We start from the raw sequence: 14,905 nt of genomic DNA on the forward strand, positions 1-14,905 counted from the left end.
CGTACCGCGTACCAGCCCGCCCGGCGCTGCCATTCCGCGGCGATCCCGGCGATCACCGCCGCCGCCTCCGGGTCGGAGGAGCCCGCCGAGGCCAGCACCACACCCGTCGACGGCCGGTCGGAGCGCGCCAGCCCCGCCTCGTACAGGCGCCGCTCCAACGCCCCCACGAGCAGCGGCGAAGGGCCGAGGACGCCGGCCTGGCGGATCCGCAGGCCGGGCAGGCGTTCCGACGCCTCCCGCAGGACGGCCGGGATGTCGGCCTTGGCATGGAACGCCCGCGTGAGCAGCAGCGGTTGGGCCACCACCTCCACCACGTGCGGCCCGCCCTCCCGCGCCAGCCGGTCCAACACCTCAGGCACGGAAGGCGTGTTGAAGTCCAGGAAGCCGGTCTCCACCCGCAGCCCGGGCCGCAGCGCCCGTACCCGCCGGGCGAGGGCGTGCACGGTCGCCGCGTGCCGGGGGTCCCGGCTGCCGTGCGCGACCACGAGCAGGACCGGGGGCACGAAAGGGGGCCCGGAAGGGGGCACGAGCGGGGGACGGGGGAGAGGGCGCACGGGAATCAGCTCTTCACGAGGAGACCGCGGTTGCGCAGGACCCACCGCTCCAGCGGACTGAAGATCAGCAGGTCGATCGCGATGCCGACGATCAGGATCAGGAGGATGGCGAGGAACACCATGGGCATGCTGCCGACCGTACGCCCGTTCTCCAGCAACTGGCCCAGTCCCACGCCGAGATCGGGCGACGACGCGATGATCTCGGCGGCCATCAGGGAGCGCCAGGAGAACGCCCAGCCCTGCTTGAGCCCCGCCAGGTACCCGGGCAGCGCCGCCGGCATGATGATGTGCCAGGTGTTCCTGAGCCCGGTGGCGCCCAGCGTGCGCCCGGCCCGCAGGAAGAGCGGCGGCACCTGATCGACCCCGGACACCAGCCCGTTGGCGATCGAGGGGACCGCGCCCAGCAGGATCACCGCGTACATCATCGTGTCGTTGAGCCCGAGCCAGATCACGGCCGGCGGCACCCACGCCACCGACGGCAGCGACTGGAGCCCCGACAGGATCGGTCCGATCGCCGCCCGTACGAACTTCACCCGGGCCACCAGGAGACCCAGCGGGGTGCCGATCAGCAGCGCCAGCAGGAAGCCCAGCAGGCCGCGCGAGACGCTGGTCCAGATGTAGCCGAGCAGGGTGCCCTGCGACCAGGCGTCGGACAGCTCGTCCCACACCGCTCCCGGCGACGGCAGCTTGTACTCGTCGGTGACCTTCGCCCAGATCAGGATCTGCCACACGAACAGCACGAGGAGGACGGCGACGGTGGGCGGCAGCACCTTCTGGACCAGGGTCTGGCGCAGGGGTGTCCGCCCGGTCTGTACGGAGTCCAGCGCGTCGAGCCCGGCCTCCAGACCGGCCATGTCACCGTGACCGCCGCCGGCCGGGGGGCGCGCGTCCGACCCGTCGGACCGGAGGGAGCCGTCCGCCGCCGCGTCCCCGGGCGCCGGGTCCTTCTGCGGCGTCGTGTCAGTGCTGGCCATGTCGGCGGATCTCCCCACGCAGTTCTTCGGTGATCTCGACGGACAGCTCCGCCACCTCGGCGTCCTCGATCCGGCGCGGCTGCGGGATGTCCACCCGCCACTCGCGGGCGATCCGGCCGGGGCGCGAGGACAGCAGGACGACACGCTCGGCGAGCCGTACCGCCTCCCGCACGTTGTGGGTGACGAACAGCACCGACAGGTTCGTCTCGCGCCAGATGCGTGTCAGCTCGTCGTGCAGCACGTCGCGGGTGATGGCGTCGAGCGCGGCGAACGGCTCGTCCATCAGCAGCAGTTGGCTGTCCTGGGCGAGCGCGCGCGCCAGCGCGACCCGCTGCCGCATCCCGCCGGACAGCTCGTGCACCCGCTTGCCGTACGCCCCTTCGAGCCGTACGAGCCCGAGCAGCCGTTCCGCCTCGCCGCGGCGGTCCTGCTTGGGCACCCCGCGCAGCCGCAGGGCCAGTTCGATGTTCTTGCCCGCGGTCAGCCACGGGAACAGCGCGTGCTCCTGGAACATCAGGGCCGGGCGCCCGCCCGGGGTCTCGATGGACCCGGCGGTCGGGCGGTCGAGCCCCGCCACCAGGTTGAGCAGGGTGGACTTGCCGCAGCCCGAGGCTCCCAGGAGGGTGACGAACTCACCCGGAGCGACATCGAGCGTGATGTCGTCCAGCACGAGCTGCCGCCCCGCCGGGGTCGCGAAGGTCTTGGAGACGTGCGCGATGCGCGCGGCGTGGTCCACCGACGTGGTGCCGTCGGCGGCCTTGGTGAGCGTCGATGCCATGGTCGTCACCTCCTGGGAATCCTGCGAAATCCTGCGAACAGACGCGAACAGATCAGTCGCGCAGATCGGTCGCGGCGGTTACTTGACGCCGAGACCGGCGTCGGCGACCTCGGGCTCACCGGCGGCCTTGAGCACCTTGTTCAGCGGGCCCAGGTCGTAGATGCCGGCGAGGTCGGGCTTCTCCAGCAGACCGGCCTTCACCGCGTGGTCGGCCTCGGACTGGAGCGTGGAGGCCAGCGGGTCGTTGGTGACCTTGATGGACTCCCACGCCGGGTCGAGGACCTCGGGCGGCAGGGCCTTGCCCGACAGGGTCTTGAGCGCCTCGTTGGCCGACGCCTTCGCCTGGTCCTCGTTGGCGTTGATCCAGGCGTTCGTCTTCACCGAGCCGCGCAGCACGGCCTCGACGACGTCCGGGTGCGCGGAGAGGAACTTCTGCGACACGATGATGTTCGTGATCACGAACTGCTTGTCCGGCCACAGGTCCGACTCGTTGAGCAGCACCTTCGCGCCCTCGGCCACCAGCTTGGACGCCGTCGGCTCCGGCACCCAGGCGCCGTCGATGGAACCGGCCTTGTAGGCGTCCGGGGTGATCTTGTTGTCCGTACGGACGACGGAGACGTCACCCTTGCCGGACTGGGCGTCGACCTTCCAGCCCTTCTCCGAGATCCAGTTGAGGAACGCCACGTCCTGCGTGTTGCCCAGCTGCGGGGTGGCTATCTTCTTGCCCTTGAGGTCGTCCAGGGTCTTGATCTTCTTCGGGTTGACCACCAGCTTCACCCCGCCCGAGGCGGAACCGCCGATGATCCGCAGGCTCTTGCCCTTGGTCTGGACGTAGCCGTTGATCGCGGGGGAGGGGCCGATGAAGCCGATGTCGATGCTGCCCGCGTTGAGCGCCTCGATCTCGGAGGGCCCGGCGTTGAAGGTGGAAGGCGCGACCTTCGTGCCGCCCAGCTCCTTCTGGAAGAGACCGTCCTGGATACCCACCAGGGCCGTGGCGTGCGTGAGGTTCGGGAAGTAGCCGATCTTCACGGTGTCGGCCGACAGCTTCTTCGCTCCGGCGGCGACCGCCGGCTTCTTGTCGTCGTCCTTCTTCGCGTCGGAGCCGTAGCCGCAGGAGGTGACGACAACGGCGAGAAGGGGTACTGCGGCGAGCGTGGTGATACGGCGGCGCGACAGGATGCGCGTGGCAGGCACGGGAGGGGTTCCTCTCGTCGGCCCGGTGCGCACGCCCTACGGGAACGCGGGCGTGACCGGGAGATCGGCAGGTCTTCGACGGTGCGGGTGGGGCGGGCGGTGCGGGAGGTGGGGGGTGCGGGCGCGCAGGCAGTGCGCGTACGTCATCACGCACATCGCGCCACCCCGCCCGTTCCCGCGCCGAGGAGGCCGCTGCCGACGCGGCCGCCCTCCTTCGCGAAGGTCGCGTACATGTCGATGGCCATCAGAAGTCCCAGCCTTCTTCGTCCGTGGGTACGACCGCCGTCGCGCCCGCGCCCTCGGCGAAGGCGTCGCCCGCCATGCCGGCGCTCAGCGTCGTACCGTCGGCCGGGTCGATCAGCAGAAACGATCCGGTCCTGCGGGACTCGGCGTACGGGTCGAGCGCGAGCGGTTCGGCCGTACGGATCCTCACGCGTCCGATGTCGTTGGCGACGAGCTGCCCGGGGGCCGGGTGCTGGGACAGGTCGTCCAGCGTGAGCCGGGACGGGATGTCCTTCACGATCGCCTTGACCGTACGGGTCGTGTGCTTGAGCAGCACCCGCTGGCCGACGGTCAGCGGCCGGTCGGCGACGTGGCAGACGGTCGCCTCCACGTCCTGCGTCGACGCGGGCAGCTGCGCGCTGGGGGCGATCAGGTCGCCGCGCGACACGTCGATGTCGTCCGCGAGGCGCAGCGTCACGGACTGCGGGGCCCAGGCGATGCCGACGCTTTCGCCGAGCGCGTCGATGCCCTCGATCGTGCTCGTACGGCCGGACGGCAGGACCGTCACGGCGTCGCCGACCCGCAGCACACCGGAGGAGATCTGGCCGGCGTAGCCGCGGTAGTCCGGGTGGCTCGCGGACTGCGGGCGGATCACGTACTGCACCGGGAAACGCGCCGGGCAGTGGGCCAGGTCGTGGCTGGACGGCACGGTCTCCAGGTGCTCCAGCACCGTCGGGCCGCCGTACCAGTCCATGTGCGCGGACGGCTCCACGACGTTGTCCCCGGCGAGGGCCGAGATCGGGATCGCGGTGATCTCCGGGACGCCGAGGGAGGCCGCGTACGCCGTGAACTCCTCGGCTATCGCGGCGAATACGGGCTCCGCGTACGCGACGAGGTCCATCTTGTTGACGGCCAGCACCACGTGCGGGACACGCAGCAGGGCGGCGACGGCGGCATGGCGGCGGGTCTGCTCGACCACACCGTTGCGCGCGTCGACCAGGACGACCGCCAGCTCCGCGGTGGAGGCGCCGGTGACCATGTTCCGGGTGTACTGCACGTGCCCGGGGGTGTCGGCGAGGATGAACCGCCGCCGGGGCGTGGCGAAGTAGCGGTACGCGACGTCGATGGTGATGCCCTGCTCGCGCTCGGCGCGCAGTCCGTCGGTGAGCAGTGCCAGGTCGGGTGTGTCCTGGCCCCGGCTGAGTGAGACCCGTTCCACGGCCTCCAACTGGTCGGTGAGCACCGACTTCGAGTCGTGCAGCAGCCGCCCCACCAGGGTGGACTTGCCGTCGTCGACGGAACCGGCGGTCGCGAAGCGCAGCAGGGTGGTGGTGGCGAGCCGCTCGGCGAACTCGGCGTACGGCTCGGTGGCGCTCGTCATGGCTAGAAGTACCCTTCGCGCTTGCGGTCTTCCATCGCGGCCTCGGACATCTTGTCGTCGGCGCGGGTCGCGCCGCGCTCGGTGAGCCGGGAGGCGGCGATCTCGGCGATCACCGCGTCGAGCGTGGTGGCGTCGGAGTCGACGGCGCCGGTGCAGGACATGTCGCCGACCGTGCGGTAGCGCACCAGGCGCTTCTCGACGCTCTCGTTCTCCTTGGGGCCGCCCCAGTCGCCCGCCGTCAGCCACATCCCGGCCCGCAGGAACACCTCGCGCTCGTGGGCGAAGTAGATCCCCGGCAGCTCGATGCCCTCGCGGGCGATGTACTGCCAGACGTCCAGCTCGGTCCAGTTGGAGAGCGGGAAGACCCGGACGTGCTCACCGGGGGCGTGCCGGCCGTTGTAGAGGTTCCACAGCTCGGGGCGCTGGCGGCGCGGGTCCCACTGGGAGAATTCGTCCCGCAGCGAGAACACGCGCTCCTTGGCCCGCGCCTTCTCCTCGTCCCGCCGCCCGCCGCCGAAGACCGCGTCGAACCGCTCGGCCTGGATCTTCTCGGTGAGCGGGACGGTCTGGAGGGGGTTACGGGTCCCGTCGGGGCGCTCGCGCAGCTTCCCCGCGTCGATGTACTCCTGTACGGAGGCGACGTGCAGGCGCAGGCCGTGCTCGGCGACCGTACGGTCCCGGTAGTCCAGCACCTCGGGGAAGTTGTGCCCGGTGTCGACGTGCAGCAGCGTGAACGGCACCGGCGCGGGCGCGAACGCCTTGAGCGCCAGGTGCAGCATGACGATCGAGTCCTTGCCGCCGGAGAAGAGGATCACCGGCCGCTCGAACTCCCCCGCCACCTCACGGAAGATGTGGACCGCCTCGGACTCCAGGGCGTCCAGGTGGCTCAGGGCGTAGGGGGCGTCGGTGCCCCCGGTGACGGACGCGACGGTCGTGCTCACGCGAGACCCCTTTCGGTGAGGAGCGCGTGGAGCGCGTCGGCGGACTCCCGTACGGACTGGGTGTGCGACTCGATCCGCAGGTCCGGGTCCTCCGGCGCCTCGTAGGGGTCGTCGACCCCGGTCAGCCCGGACATCTCGCCGGCCGCCTGCTTGGCGTACAGCCCCTTCACATCCCTTACGGAGCACACCTCGACGGGAGTCGCGACGTGCACCTCCAGGTAGGCGGTGCCCACGCCCTGGTGGCGTTTGCGCACGGCCTCGCGGCTGTCCGCGTACGGCGCGATCACCGGCACCAGCGCCTTGACGCCGTGGGACGCGAGCAGTTCGGCGACGAAGCCGATGCGCTGGACGTTGGTGTGCCGGTCCTCGCGGCTGAACCCGAGGCCCGCGGAGAGGAATTCGCGGATCTCGTCGCCGTCGAGGATCTCGACGCGGTGGCCCTCCGTGCGCAGCCGCTCGGCCAGCTCCCGCGCGATCGTGGTCTTGCCCGCGCTGGGCAGACCGGTGAGCCAGACGGTGGCGCCCTGCTCCGTCATGCTCAACTGTCCCTCCTCATGAGTTTCCTGACTGCCCGTCACCGATGTGCTCGTCATGTCCGTGGCGCGGCTTCTGTGGCGTTCGCCGCCCCGCTGTTCGCCGCCCCTGCCGTCAGCCGTGCAGCCCGCACTCGGTCTTGCCCCGGCCGGCCCAGCGCCCCGCGCGGGCGTCCTCGCCCTCCAGCACCCTGCGGGTGCAGGGGGCGCAGCCCACGGAGGCGTAACCGTCCATGAGGAGCGGGTTGGTGAGGACGCCGTGCTCGGCGACGTACCGGTCCACGTCCTCCTGCGACCAGCGGGCGATCGGCGAGACCTTGACCTTGCCGCGCCGCTCGTCCCAGCCGACCACGGGGGTGTTCGCCCGGGTCGGGGACTCGTCGCGGCGCAGCCCGGTGGCCCAGGCCGCGTAGCCGGCCAGCCCCTCTTCGAGCGGCTTGACCTTGCGCAGGGAGCAGCACAGGTCGGGGTCGCGGTCGTGCAGCTTCGGCCCGTACCGGGCGTCCTGTTCGGCGACGCTCTGGCGCGGGGTCAGCGTGATGACGTTGACGTCCATCACGGCGTCCACGGCGTCGCGGGTGCCGATCGTCTCGGGGAAGTGGTAGCCGGTGTCGAGGAAGACCACGTCCACGCCGGGAAGGACGGTGGAGGCGAGGTGGGCGACCACCGCGTCCTCCATGGACGACGTCACGCAGAACGTGTCGCCGAACGTGTCGGCGGCCCACCGGAGGATCTCCGTCGCCGAAGCGTCCTCGAGCGCGCGGCCCGCGTGCTCGGCGAGGGCCTTCGGGTCGTCCGTCCCGGCCAGCGTGGTCATGTCGATTCCCCTCCGTCGGGTGCCTGGAGCCCCCGGGTCAGCAGCCCGAGGAACTTCAGTTGGAAGGCCCGGTTGCAGGCCGCGCATTCCCAGGCGCCGTGGCCCTGCTCGTTCGGGCGCAGGTCCTCGTCGCCGCAGTAGGGGCAGTAGAAGGGGGCGGCGCGCTCGCTCATGAGAGGGCCTCCTCCGATGCGCGGGCCGCCCACGTGGCGAACCGCTCGCCCTCGGCGCGCTCCTTCTGGAAGCGGCCGAGCACCCGCTCGACGTAGTCGGGCAGCTCGTCCGAGGTGACCTTGAGGCCGCGGACCTTGCGGCCGAAACCGGCCTCCAGGCCCAGGGCGCCGCCCAGGTGCACCTGGAAGCCCTCGACCTGCTGACCGTCCTTGTCCAGCATCAGCTGGCCCTTGAGACCGATGTCGGCGGTCTGGATGCGCGCGCAGGCGTTCGGGCAGCCGTTGATGTTGATGGTGAGCGGCTGGTCGAACTCGGGGATACGGCGCTCCAGTTCGTCGATCAGCGTGGCGCCGCGCTGTTTGGTCTCGACGATCGCGAGCTTGCAGTACTCGATACCGGTGCACGCCATCGTCCCGCGCCGGAACGGCGACGGCTTGACCCGCAGGTCCAGCGCTTCGAGCCCGGCCACCAGCGAGTCGACCTGGTCCTCGGCGACGTCGAGCACGATCATCTTCTGCTCGACGGTGGTACGCAGCCGGCCCGAGCCGTGCGCCGCCGCCACCTCGGCGATGCGGACGAGCTTGGGGCCGTCGACCCGGCCGACGCGCGGTGCGAACCCGACGTAGAACAGGCCGTCCTTCTGCCGGTGCACCCCGACGTGGTCGCGCCACGCCTGGAGGGGCTGCGCGGGGGCGGGGCCGTCGATCAACTCCCGCTTGAGGTACTCGTCCTGGAGGATCTGGCGGAACTTCTCCGCGCCCCAGTCCGCGACCAGGAACTTCAGGCGGGCGCGGGTGCGCAGCCGCCGGTAGCCGTAGTCGCGGAAGATCCCGATGACCCCGGCCCACACGTCCGGCACCTCGTCCAGCGGCACCCAGGCGCCGAGGCGCTGCCCGATCTTCGGGTTGGTCGACAGGCCGCCGCCGACCCACAGGTCGAAGCCGGGGCCGTGCTCGGGGTGCTCGACGCCGACGAAGGCGATGTCGTTGATCTCGTGCGCCACGTCCAGCAGCGGCGACCCGGAGATCGCCGTCTTGAACTTGCGCGGGAGGTTCGAGAATTCCTTGGTGCCGATGAACCGGGCGTTGATCGCGTCGATGGCCGGGGTGCCGTCGATGATCTCGTTCTCGGCGACCCCGGCGACCGGCGAACCGAGGATCACGCGGGGCGTGTCACCGCAGGCCTCGGTGGTCGACAGGCCGACGGCCTCCAGACGCCGCCAGATCTCCGGCACGTCCTCGATCCTGATCCAGTGCAGCTGGATGTTCTGCCGGTCGGTGAGGTCGGCGGTGTCCCGGCCGAACTCGTGCGAGATCTCGCCGATCACGCGCAGCTGCTCGGTGGTCAGCCGCCCGCCGTCGATCCGGACCCGCAGCATGAAGTACTTGTCGTCCAGCTCCTCCGGCTCCAGGATCGCGGTCTTGCCGCCGTCGATCCCGGGCTTGCGCTGGGTGTACAGCCCCCACCAGCGCATCCGGCCGCGCAGGTCGTTCGGGTCGATCGAGTCGAAGCCCGCCTTGGAGTAGATGTTCTCGATGCGCGCCCGCACATTGAGACCGTCGTCGTCCTTCTTGAACTGCTCATTGCCGTTGAGCGGAGTGAAGTGGCCGACGGCCCACTGGCCCTCGCCGCGGTGACGGCTCACCTTGCGGCGGGGTGTGGCGGGAGTCGGCTGGTCCGGGGTGGCGGCCATGGCGTTACGTCCTTCGAGACTGCGTGAGGGCGGCTCTCAGCCGCACACCCGCGCGAAGGCGCGGCGGTGCGCGGCAGGTGCAGAGGTCAGGGGCGGGTGGTGCGGAGTCGCGGCGGCGCGCGAGATCTCAGTTTGTCGGACAGATGGCGCTGGACATGCGGCCGAGGTCGACGTGTCGCCGACCTACCAAGGCAATTCCAGCTCTCGACATGACGGAAGCGTGTCACGCGGATCTCGGGGCAGTCCACCACTATCCGCTATGTGGACGACAGTGTCCCGCTATGTGAGATGGCATGCGGCGGGGCGAGGCGGGGTGGGGCCGGGCGAGGTCAGGTGAGGCGGGACGTATGGTCACACCAGCGCGCCGGGCCAGGGGCCCGGCGTCGGCGTCTCCTCCTCCTCGGACGTCTTCGTGTCGAAGAGGGTGAAGCCGCGCCGCCGGTAGTTGGCCATGGCGTGCTCGCCGTCCTTGGTGCACGTGTGCAGCCACACCCGCTCGGTCGGCTTGAGCCCGGGGTGGCGCTCGGCCAGGTCCCACGCCCTGGCGGTGCCGTACGACAGCAGATGGCCGCCGATCCGGCGGCCCCGGAAGGCCGGGACCAGCCCGAAGTACACGATCTCGACCGCGCCGCCGTCCTGCGCCGCCAGCTCCAGGAAGCCGGCCGGGGTGCCCTTCTCGTACGCGACCCACGTCTCCACACCGGGCCGGTCCAGGTACTCCCGCCACTGCCCGTACGTGTACGGCAGCCGGTCCGTCCAGCGGACGTCCCCGCCGACGGCCGTGTACAGGAACCGGCTGAACTCGGGGGACGGCACCTCGGCCCGTACGATCCGCACGTCGCCCGGCGGCGGGGCGGCGGGGCGCAGATCGGACGGCGAGGTCTGCTCCAGGGACCACGTGGTCACGGTGAGGGTCATGTGCGCCAGAGAATCACGCGAGGGGTCGCGCGGTCACACCAGGGCCGGTCACGGCGGGGGTGGTCAGGGCCGGGCCGGTCGCAGCCTGGGTGCTCAGGGACGGAGTGGTCGCAGCCGAGGGGCTCAGGGACGGGGTGGTCGCAGCCGGGGTGGTCAGGGCCGGGATGGTCGCGGCCGGGGTGGTCAAGGCCAGGGTGGTCCCGAGGGGCGGGCGGGGCAGGCTCCGGGTGCTCAGCACCGCCGGGGCCGTCGAATGCGGCAGCAGTTCCTCCGGATCCTCCGGCGTGACCACCTCCACCTCGACCTCCTCGCGGAAGCGGTACGGCCGGTGCGCCAGCACCCCCGACAGGTGGCGCCGCACCCGCGACATCTCCGCCCGTACGGTCACCGTGCGCGTCGCGTCCCCGAACACGTCCGCCGCCAGCTCCGCCGCGCTGCGCCCGTCCCGGCGCACGGCCAGGACGTACAGCAGCTCCGCGTGGCGCGGGGTCAGCTCCTGCACCCAGCTGCCCGCCGCCCCCGACACCGCCACCGACCAGCGCCGGGGCCGGCTCAGGTCCAGGACGACCCGGCTTACCGCTCCCGCCGAGGCCGGGTCGGGGTCGTCCGCCACCTGGATGAGCCAGCCGCCCGGCAGCGGCTCGACCGCGCACATGCCCAGCGAGGGGTGCCAGACCCGGCCCGCCCCGAACGACTTGGGCAGCGGGAGCCGGTCCACGGGGGGCATCCCCGTGACCGCCGCCGTCCAGCCGTAGCTGTCGACCGCCAGCGCCCGCCCCCCGATCCGGCACATGATCGGCGCCGCCACCGAACGCAGCCGCTCGACGTTTCCCCGGTGCCGCTCCCGCATGTCGCTCTCCGCGAGCCGGGCCACCGACCTGACCAGCGCGAGCGTCGCCGGATGGAACCCGGCCGCCGGGCCGCTCACGTCGACCACCCCCAGCAGCCGCCCGTCCCTCGGGTCGTGCACCGGCGCGGCGGCGCAGGTCCACGAGTGCAGCGTCCGGACGAAGTGCTCCGCCGAGTGGACCCGTACCGGCCGCCGGACCGCAAGCGCCGTACCGATCGCGTTGGTGCCCGTGGCCCCCTCGGTCCAGGTCGCCCCCTCTTCGAGCCAGATGCCGCCCGCCTGCCGCAGCACGGACGGGCTGCCGTCCCGCCACAGCACCCGCCCCTCGTCGTCCGTGACGACCGTGATCTGGAGGGACGCGTCCGCCACGTCGGTCAGCGAGTCGACGAGGGTACGCAGCGCCTCGCCGAGCACGGACGTACGCCGCCGGTGCTCCAGCTCGTCCCGCTCCAGCAGCACCGTGCGGGTGGTTCTGTCGGGATCGAGCCCCATCCGGGACATCCGCCGCCACGACGCGTCGATCACCGGGCGGGGCGCGACCGGAGGCCGCTCGCCGGCCAGCGCCGCCTCCCTGACCCGATGGAGGAGCCGGGTGGCCTGCGCGCCGTCCACGGTGGAGAGCCGGGCCAGGTCGAGCGGTATGTCCTTCATCAGCCCATCGTGCCGTTCCGGTCACCCTCCGGAGGGGCAGTTCCGGATTCTGCTGCAACGGGTTGCAACTCTGGCATCCCGGGTGCGGGTGCCGGAGAGTGACAGGGAATCAGAGGTGGTGCCGTGTCGGCGCAGCACCACCTCTGATGGTCCCCCCACCTCTCCCGCGGCGGCCCCACCTCTCCCGCGGCGGCCTCACCCTCACCCTCCCCTTCCCCGGCTCACCCCTCCGGCCGCGCCCGGTCCACGACCGACGCCAGGTCCAGCGTGTGCGGCAGGGTGCCGAAGGCCGTACCCCAGTCGCCGCCGAGCCGTGAGGCGCAGAACGCGTCCGCCGCCTCCGGCGGCGCCCACCGCACCAGCAGTGAACCCTGGAGCACCAGCGCCATCCGCTCCACCAGCCGCCGCGCCCGCGCCTCGATCCCGGTCAGGTCGGCCAGTTCGGTGAGCAGGTCCTTGATGGCCCGGTCCAGCCGGTGGTCGGCGCCGCGCGCCAGGCCCACCTCCTGGAGGAAGGCGTTCAGCGCGCCCGGCTCCCGCTGGAGCGCCCGCAGCACGTCCAGCGCCTGTACGTTCCCCGAGCCCTCCCAGATCGAGTTCAGCGGCGCCTCGCGCAGCAGCCGGGGCATCCCGGACTCCTCCACGTACCCGTTGCCGCCCAGGCACTCCAGGGCCTCCGCCACGGCCGGGGTGCACCGTTTGGTCACCCAGTACTTGGCGACGGGCACCGCGAGCCGCAGGAACGCCCGCTCCCGGTCGCGCTCCTCCTCGGGACCGCCCTGGACCGCGTCGTACGCCGCCGCCAGCCGCAGCGCGAGCGTCGTCGCGGCCTCCGACTCCAGGGCCAGGTCGGCCAGGACGTTGACCATCAGCGGCTGGTCGATCAACTCGGCGCCGAACGCCCGCCGGTACGTGGCGTGATGGACGGCCTGCGCCACCGCCTGCCGCATCAGCGCGGCCGAACCGACCACGCAGTCCAGCCGGGTCGCCGCCACCATCTCGATGATGGTGCGCACGCCGTGCCCCTCCTCGCCGACGCGGCGCCCCCAGGTCTCGTCGAACTCGACCTCGCCCGACGCGTTGGAGCGGTTGCCCAGCTTGTCCTTGAGGCGCTGGATCCGGAAGACGTTGCGCGTACCGTCCGGCAGCACACGCGGGACGAGGAAACAGGTCAGCCCGCCCGGCGCCTGCGCCAGGACGAGGAATCCGTCGCACATCGGCGCGGAACAGAACCACTTGTGCCCGGTGAGCAGGTACTCGTCGCCCGCGCCCGTCTCGGTGTCCAGCCGCCGGGCGCTCGTCGTGTTGGCACGGACGTCGCTGCCGCCCTGCTTCTCCGTCATGCCCATCCCGAAGAGCACCCCGGACTTCTCGCCGGCGGGCCGCAGCCCGGGGTCGTACACCCGGGAGGTGAGCCGCGGCTCCCAGTCGGCGGCGAGCGCCGGCTCCACTCGCAGCGCCGGGACGGCCGCGTGGGTCATCGACAGCGGGCAGGTGTTCCCGGCCTCGACCTGCCCCCACACGAGGAATCCGGCCGAGCGCCGCAGATGGCCGGCCGGGCGGCCCCAGGCGTCGGTCAGCCCGGCCGTGACGGCCTCTCCGAGCAACTGGTGCCAGGCGGGGTGGAAGTCGACCTCGTCGATCCGGTTGCCGTACCGGTCGTGCGTACGGAGCTTCGGTGGGTTCTCGTTGGCCAGCGTGCCCAGGAGCTGCGTCTCCGCGGACCCGGCGGAGCGGCCGAGCGCGGTCAGTTCCGTCCGGGCCTCGTCGAGGAGAGCGGGGGGAACGTGTCGTTCCACTCCTTCGGTGAGAGCCCGGTCGGCGGTGAAGACGTCGTACCCCACCAGGGGCGGAACCTGGTTGGTCACTGTGTGGGTGGTGGCTGCCATGCCGCTACGGTAAGGACGTGCAGGCAGCAAATGAAACACCCGAGCGGCCGTCGGGCCGACTTCACCGGGCCAGAGTCCTCTATCGCAACGTCTCCATGCGGAGGATGGCCTGGTTGCTGCTGAAGGACACCGTCAATTCGTGCATCGAATACCGCATCCTCGGACTCGCGGCCGAGGCGGCGTTCTTCACCCTGCTGTCGCTGCCGCCGCTGCTGCTCGGGCTGATCGGACTGCTCGGTTACGTGGACGACTGGACCAGCACGACCACGGTCGCCTCGATCGAGAAGAACATCCTCTCGGCGGTCGGCACGGTCCTCTCCGACCGGGGCGTCAACCAGATCGCCAAGCCGCTGCTCGCGAGCGTCACCCACGGGGGGCGGCCCGACGTCATCTCGCTGGGCTTCGCGATCGCGCTCTGGTCGGGCTCGCGGGCGGTGAACGTCTTCGTGGACACGATCACCGTGATGTACGGCCTGGACGGGCGGCGCGGCATCGTCGCGACCCGGCTCCTCGCCTTCCTGCTCTACCTCGTGGCGCTGCTGATCGGCGCGGTGGTGCTGCCGCTGGCGGTGGTCGGCCCCGACCGGGTCGTGGACCTCATCCCGTGGGGCACGGAGGTGGTGTCCATCCTCTACTGGCCGGTGGTGAGCATCCTCTCGATCGCCTTCCTGACCACGCTCTACCACGTCTCCGTGCCGGCCAGGTCGCGCTGGATCGAGGACGTCCCGGGCGCGCTGGTGGCGCTCGGCATGTGGGTCCTGGGGAGCTTTCTGCTCCGCATCTACCTGACCAGTACGGTCGAGGGCCCGACGATCTACGGCTCCCTCGCGGCGCCCATCGCCGTGCTCCTGTGGATCGGCATCTCGGCCTTCGCGGTCCTGGTCGGCGCGGCGGTCAACGCGGCGATCGACCGCGTCTGGCCCTCGCTGGCCACGGCGGCGGCCCGCGCGGCCAACGAACGCCTGCGCACGGCCCACGCGGCGGAACTACTGGCCCGCGCGGCGGCCGAGACGGAACTCCGCAGGGCCCGGGGCGACTTCGACGACCTGGACGACCCCGACGACGAAGGCGACGAGGGCGGCGACCTGGCCATGCCGTCGGAGTTCCCGGAACGCTGGTCCCGCTTCCTGCCACCGGACGACCTGCGGTCGCGGCTGCACTCGGGCCGGGAGAGCCGCGAGAACAAGGAACTGAGGGAGAGCAAGGAGAAGGACGAGCGGCCCTGACGGGCCGGGGACGGGGGCCGGGGGTCGCGACGCTCGGGGCACGGACCCGCTGGGGTCCGTGGGCTTGACCCCAGGCCCGGCGGCGGTCCTGGGACCCTCCCCCCGGGGCC

At 71.7% G+C, this 14,905-nt stretch carries 14 protein-coding genes; 1 reads left to right on the forward strand and 13 read right to left on the reverse strand.

Annotated features, from left to right (window positions below; all coding sequences use genetic code 11):
* The 13 genes from GT042_RS01290 to GT042_RS01345 all read right to left on the reverse strand — a co-directional run.
* The coding region (locus GT042_RS01290) for a CbiX/SirB N-terminal domain-containing protein (protein WP_161306841.1) at window positions 1-503 on the reverse strand (503 nt) is incomplete at its 3' end.
* A gap of 56 nt (window positions 504-559) precedes the next feature.
* On the reverse strand, window positions 560-1,408 hold the full coding sequence (locus tag GT042_RS01295; protein WP_237530369.1) for an ABC transporter permease: 849 nt from the start codon (window positions 1,406-1,408) through the stop codon (window positions 560-562).
* A 106-nt stretch (window positions 1,409-1,514) separates the two neighbouring features.
* Window positions 1,515-2,306, reverse strand: coding sequence for an ABC transporter ATP-binding protein (locus GT042_RS01300; protein WP_161306843.1), 792 nt, complete (start codon window positions 2,304-2,306; stop codon window positions 1,515-1,517).
* A gap of 78 nt (window positions 2,307-2,384) precedes the next feature.
* On the reverse strand, window positions 2,385-3,500 hold the full coding sequence (locus GT042_RS01305) for an aliphatic sulfonate ABC transporter substrate-binding protein (protein ID WP_161306844.1): 1,116 nt from the start codon (window positions 3,498-3,500) through the stop codon (window positions 2,385-2,387).
* Window positions 3,501-3,744: 244 nt separating this feature from the next.
* Entirely contained in the window at window positions 3,745-5,103 is a 1,359-nt protein-coding gene (locus GT042_RS01310; RefSeq protein ID WP_161306845.1) for a GTP-binding protein, read from the reverse strand.
* Window positions 5,104-5,105: 2 nt separating this feature from the next.
* Window positions 5,106-6,044: a sulfate adenylyltransferase subunit CysD gene (gene cysD, locus GT042_RS01315; protein WP_161306846.1), complete on the reverse strand. Its 939-nt coding sequence runs from the start codon at window positions 6,042-6,044 to the stop codon at window positions 5,106-5,108.
* Complete coding sequence (gene cysC / locus GT042_RS01320; protein WP_161306847.1) at window positions 6,041-6,637, reverse strand: adenylyl-sulfate kinase; 597 nt, start codon at window positions 6,635-6,637, stop codon at window positions 6,041-6,043. Before cysC ends, cysD begins: the two co-directional genes overlap by 4 nt.
* A 55-nt stretch (window positions 6,638-6,692) precedes the next feature.
* Entirely contained in the window at window positions 6,693-7,394 is a 702-nt protein-coding gene (locus GT042_RS01325) for a phosphoadenylyl-sulfate reductase (protein ID WP_161306848.1), read from the reverse strand.
* A complete protein-coding gene (locus GT042_RS37935) occupies window positions 7,391-7,567 on the reverse strand; it encodes a hypothetical protein (protein WP_202532202.1) in 177 nt (58 codons plus the stop codon). The genes GT042_RS01325 and GT042_RS37935 overlap by 4 nt, the downstream gene beginning before the upstream one ends.
* Window positions 7,564-9,261, reverse strand: a complete 1,698-nt coding sequence (locus GT042_RS01330; protein ID WP_161306849.1) for a nitrite/sulfite reductase — start codon at window positions 9,259-9,261, stop codon at window positions 7,564-7,566. The genes GT042_RS37935 and GT042_RS01330 overlap by 4 nt, the downstream gene beginning before the upstream one ends.
* A gap of 351 nt (window positions 9,262-9,612) precedes the next feature.
* A complete protein-coding gene (locus GT042_RS01335; RefSeq protein WP_161306850.1) occupies window positions 9,613-10,179 on the reverse strand; it encodes a GNAT family N-acetyltransferase in 567 nt (188 codons plus the stop codon).
* Window positions 10,180-10,192: 13 nt separating this feature from the next.
* A complete protein-coding gene (locus tag GT042_RS01340) occupies window positions 10,193-11,680 on the reverse strand; it encodes a helix-turn-helix domain-containing protein (protein WP_202532203.1) in 1,488 nt (495 codons plus the stop codon).
* Between the two features lie 221 nt (window positions 11,681-11,901).
* Entirely contained in the window at window positions 11,902-13,569 is a 1,668-nt protein-coding gene (locus tag GT042_RS01345; protein ID WP_161306851.1) for an acyl-CoA dehydrogenase family protein, read from the reverse strand.
* A 17-nt stretch (window positions 13,570-13,586) separates the two neighbouring features.
* On the opposite strand from GT042_RS01345, the gene GT042_RS01350 reads away from it, so the two are divergent.
* Window positions 13,587-14,795, forward strand: coding sequence for a YihY/virulence factor BrkB family protein (locus tag GT042_RS01350; RefSeq protein ID WP_345943632.1), 1,209 nt, complete (start codon window positions 13,587-13,589; stop codon window positions 14,793-14,795).
* Window positions 14,796-14,905 lie beyond the last annotated feature (110 nt).

Origin of the sequence: Streptomyces sp. SID3212 (assembly GCF_009865405.1) — a bacterium.
In the GTDB taxonomy this organism is placed as follows: Bacteria; Actinomycetota; Actinomycetes; order Streptomycetales; family Streptomycetaceae; genus Streptomyces.

Excerpts from the sequence above, each read along its gene's own strand:
- GT042_RS01310 (WP_161306845.1), bottom strand. The coding sequence starts at position 5,103 with ATGACGAGCGCCACCGAGCCGTACGCCGAGTTCGCCGAGCGGCTCGCC.
- GT042_RS01300 (WP_161306843.1), bottom strand. The coding sequence starts at position 2,306 with ATGGCATCGACGCTCACCAAGGCCGCCGACGGCACCACGTCGGTGGAC.
- GT042_RS01325 (WP_161306848.1), bottom strand. The coding sequence starts at position 7,394 with ATGACCACGCTGGCCGGGACGGACGACCCGAAGGCCCTCGCCGAGCAC.
- cysC (WP_161306847.1), bottom strand. The coding sequence starts at position 6,637 with ATGACGAGCACATCGGTGACGGGCAGTCAGGAAACTCATGAGGAGGGA.
- GT042_RS37935 (WP_202532202.1), bottom strand. The coding sequence starts at position 7,567 with ATGAGCGAGCGCGCCGCCCCCTTCTACTGCCCCTACTGCGGCGACGAG.
- GT042_RS01340 (WP_202532203.1), bottom strand. The coding sequence starts at position 11,680 with ATGAAGGACATACCGCTCGACCTGGCCCGGCTCTCCACCGTGGACGGC.
- GT042_RS01330 (WP_161306849.1), bottom strand. The coding sequence starts at position 9,261 with ATGGCCGCCACCCCGGACCAGCCGACTCCCGCCACACCCCGCCGCAAG.
- GT042_RS01345 (WP_161306851.1), bottom strand. The coding sequence starts at position 13,569 with ATGGCAGCCACCACCCACACAGTGACCAACCAGGTTCCGCCCCTGGTG.
- GT042_RS01335 (WP_161306850.1), bottom strand. The coding sequence starts at position 10,179 with ATGACCCTCACCGTGACCACGTGGTCCCTGGAGCAGACCTCGCCGTCC.
- GT042_RS01295 (WP_237530369.1), bottom strand. The coding sequence starts at position 1,408 with ATGGCCGGTCTGGAGGCCGGGCTCGACGCGCTGGACTCCGTACAGACC.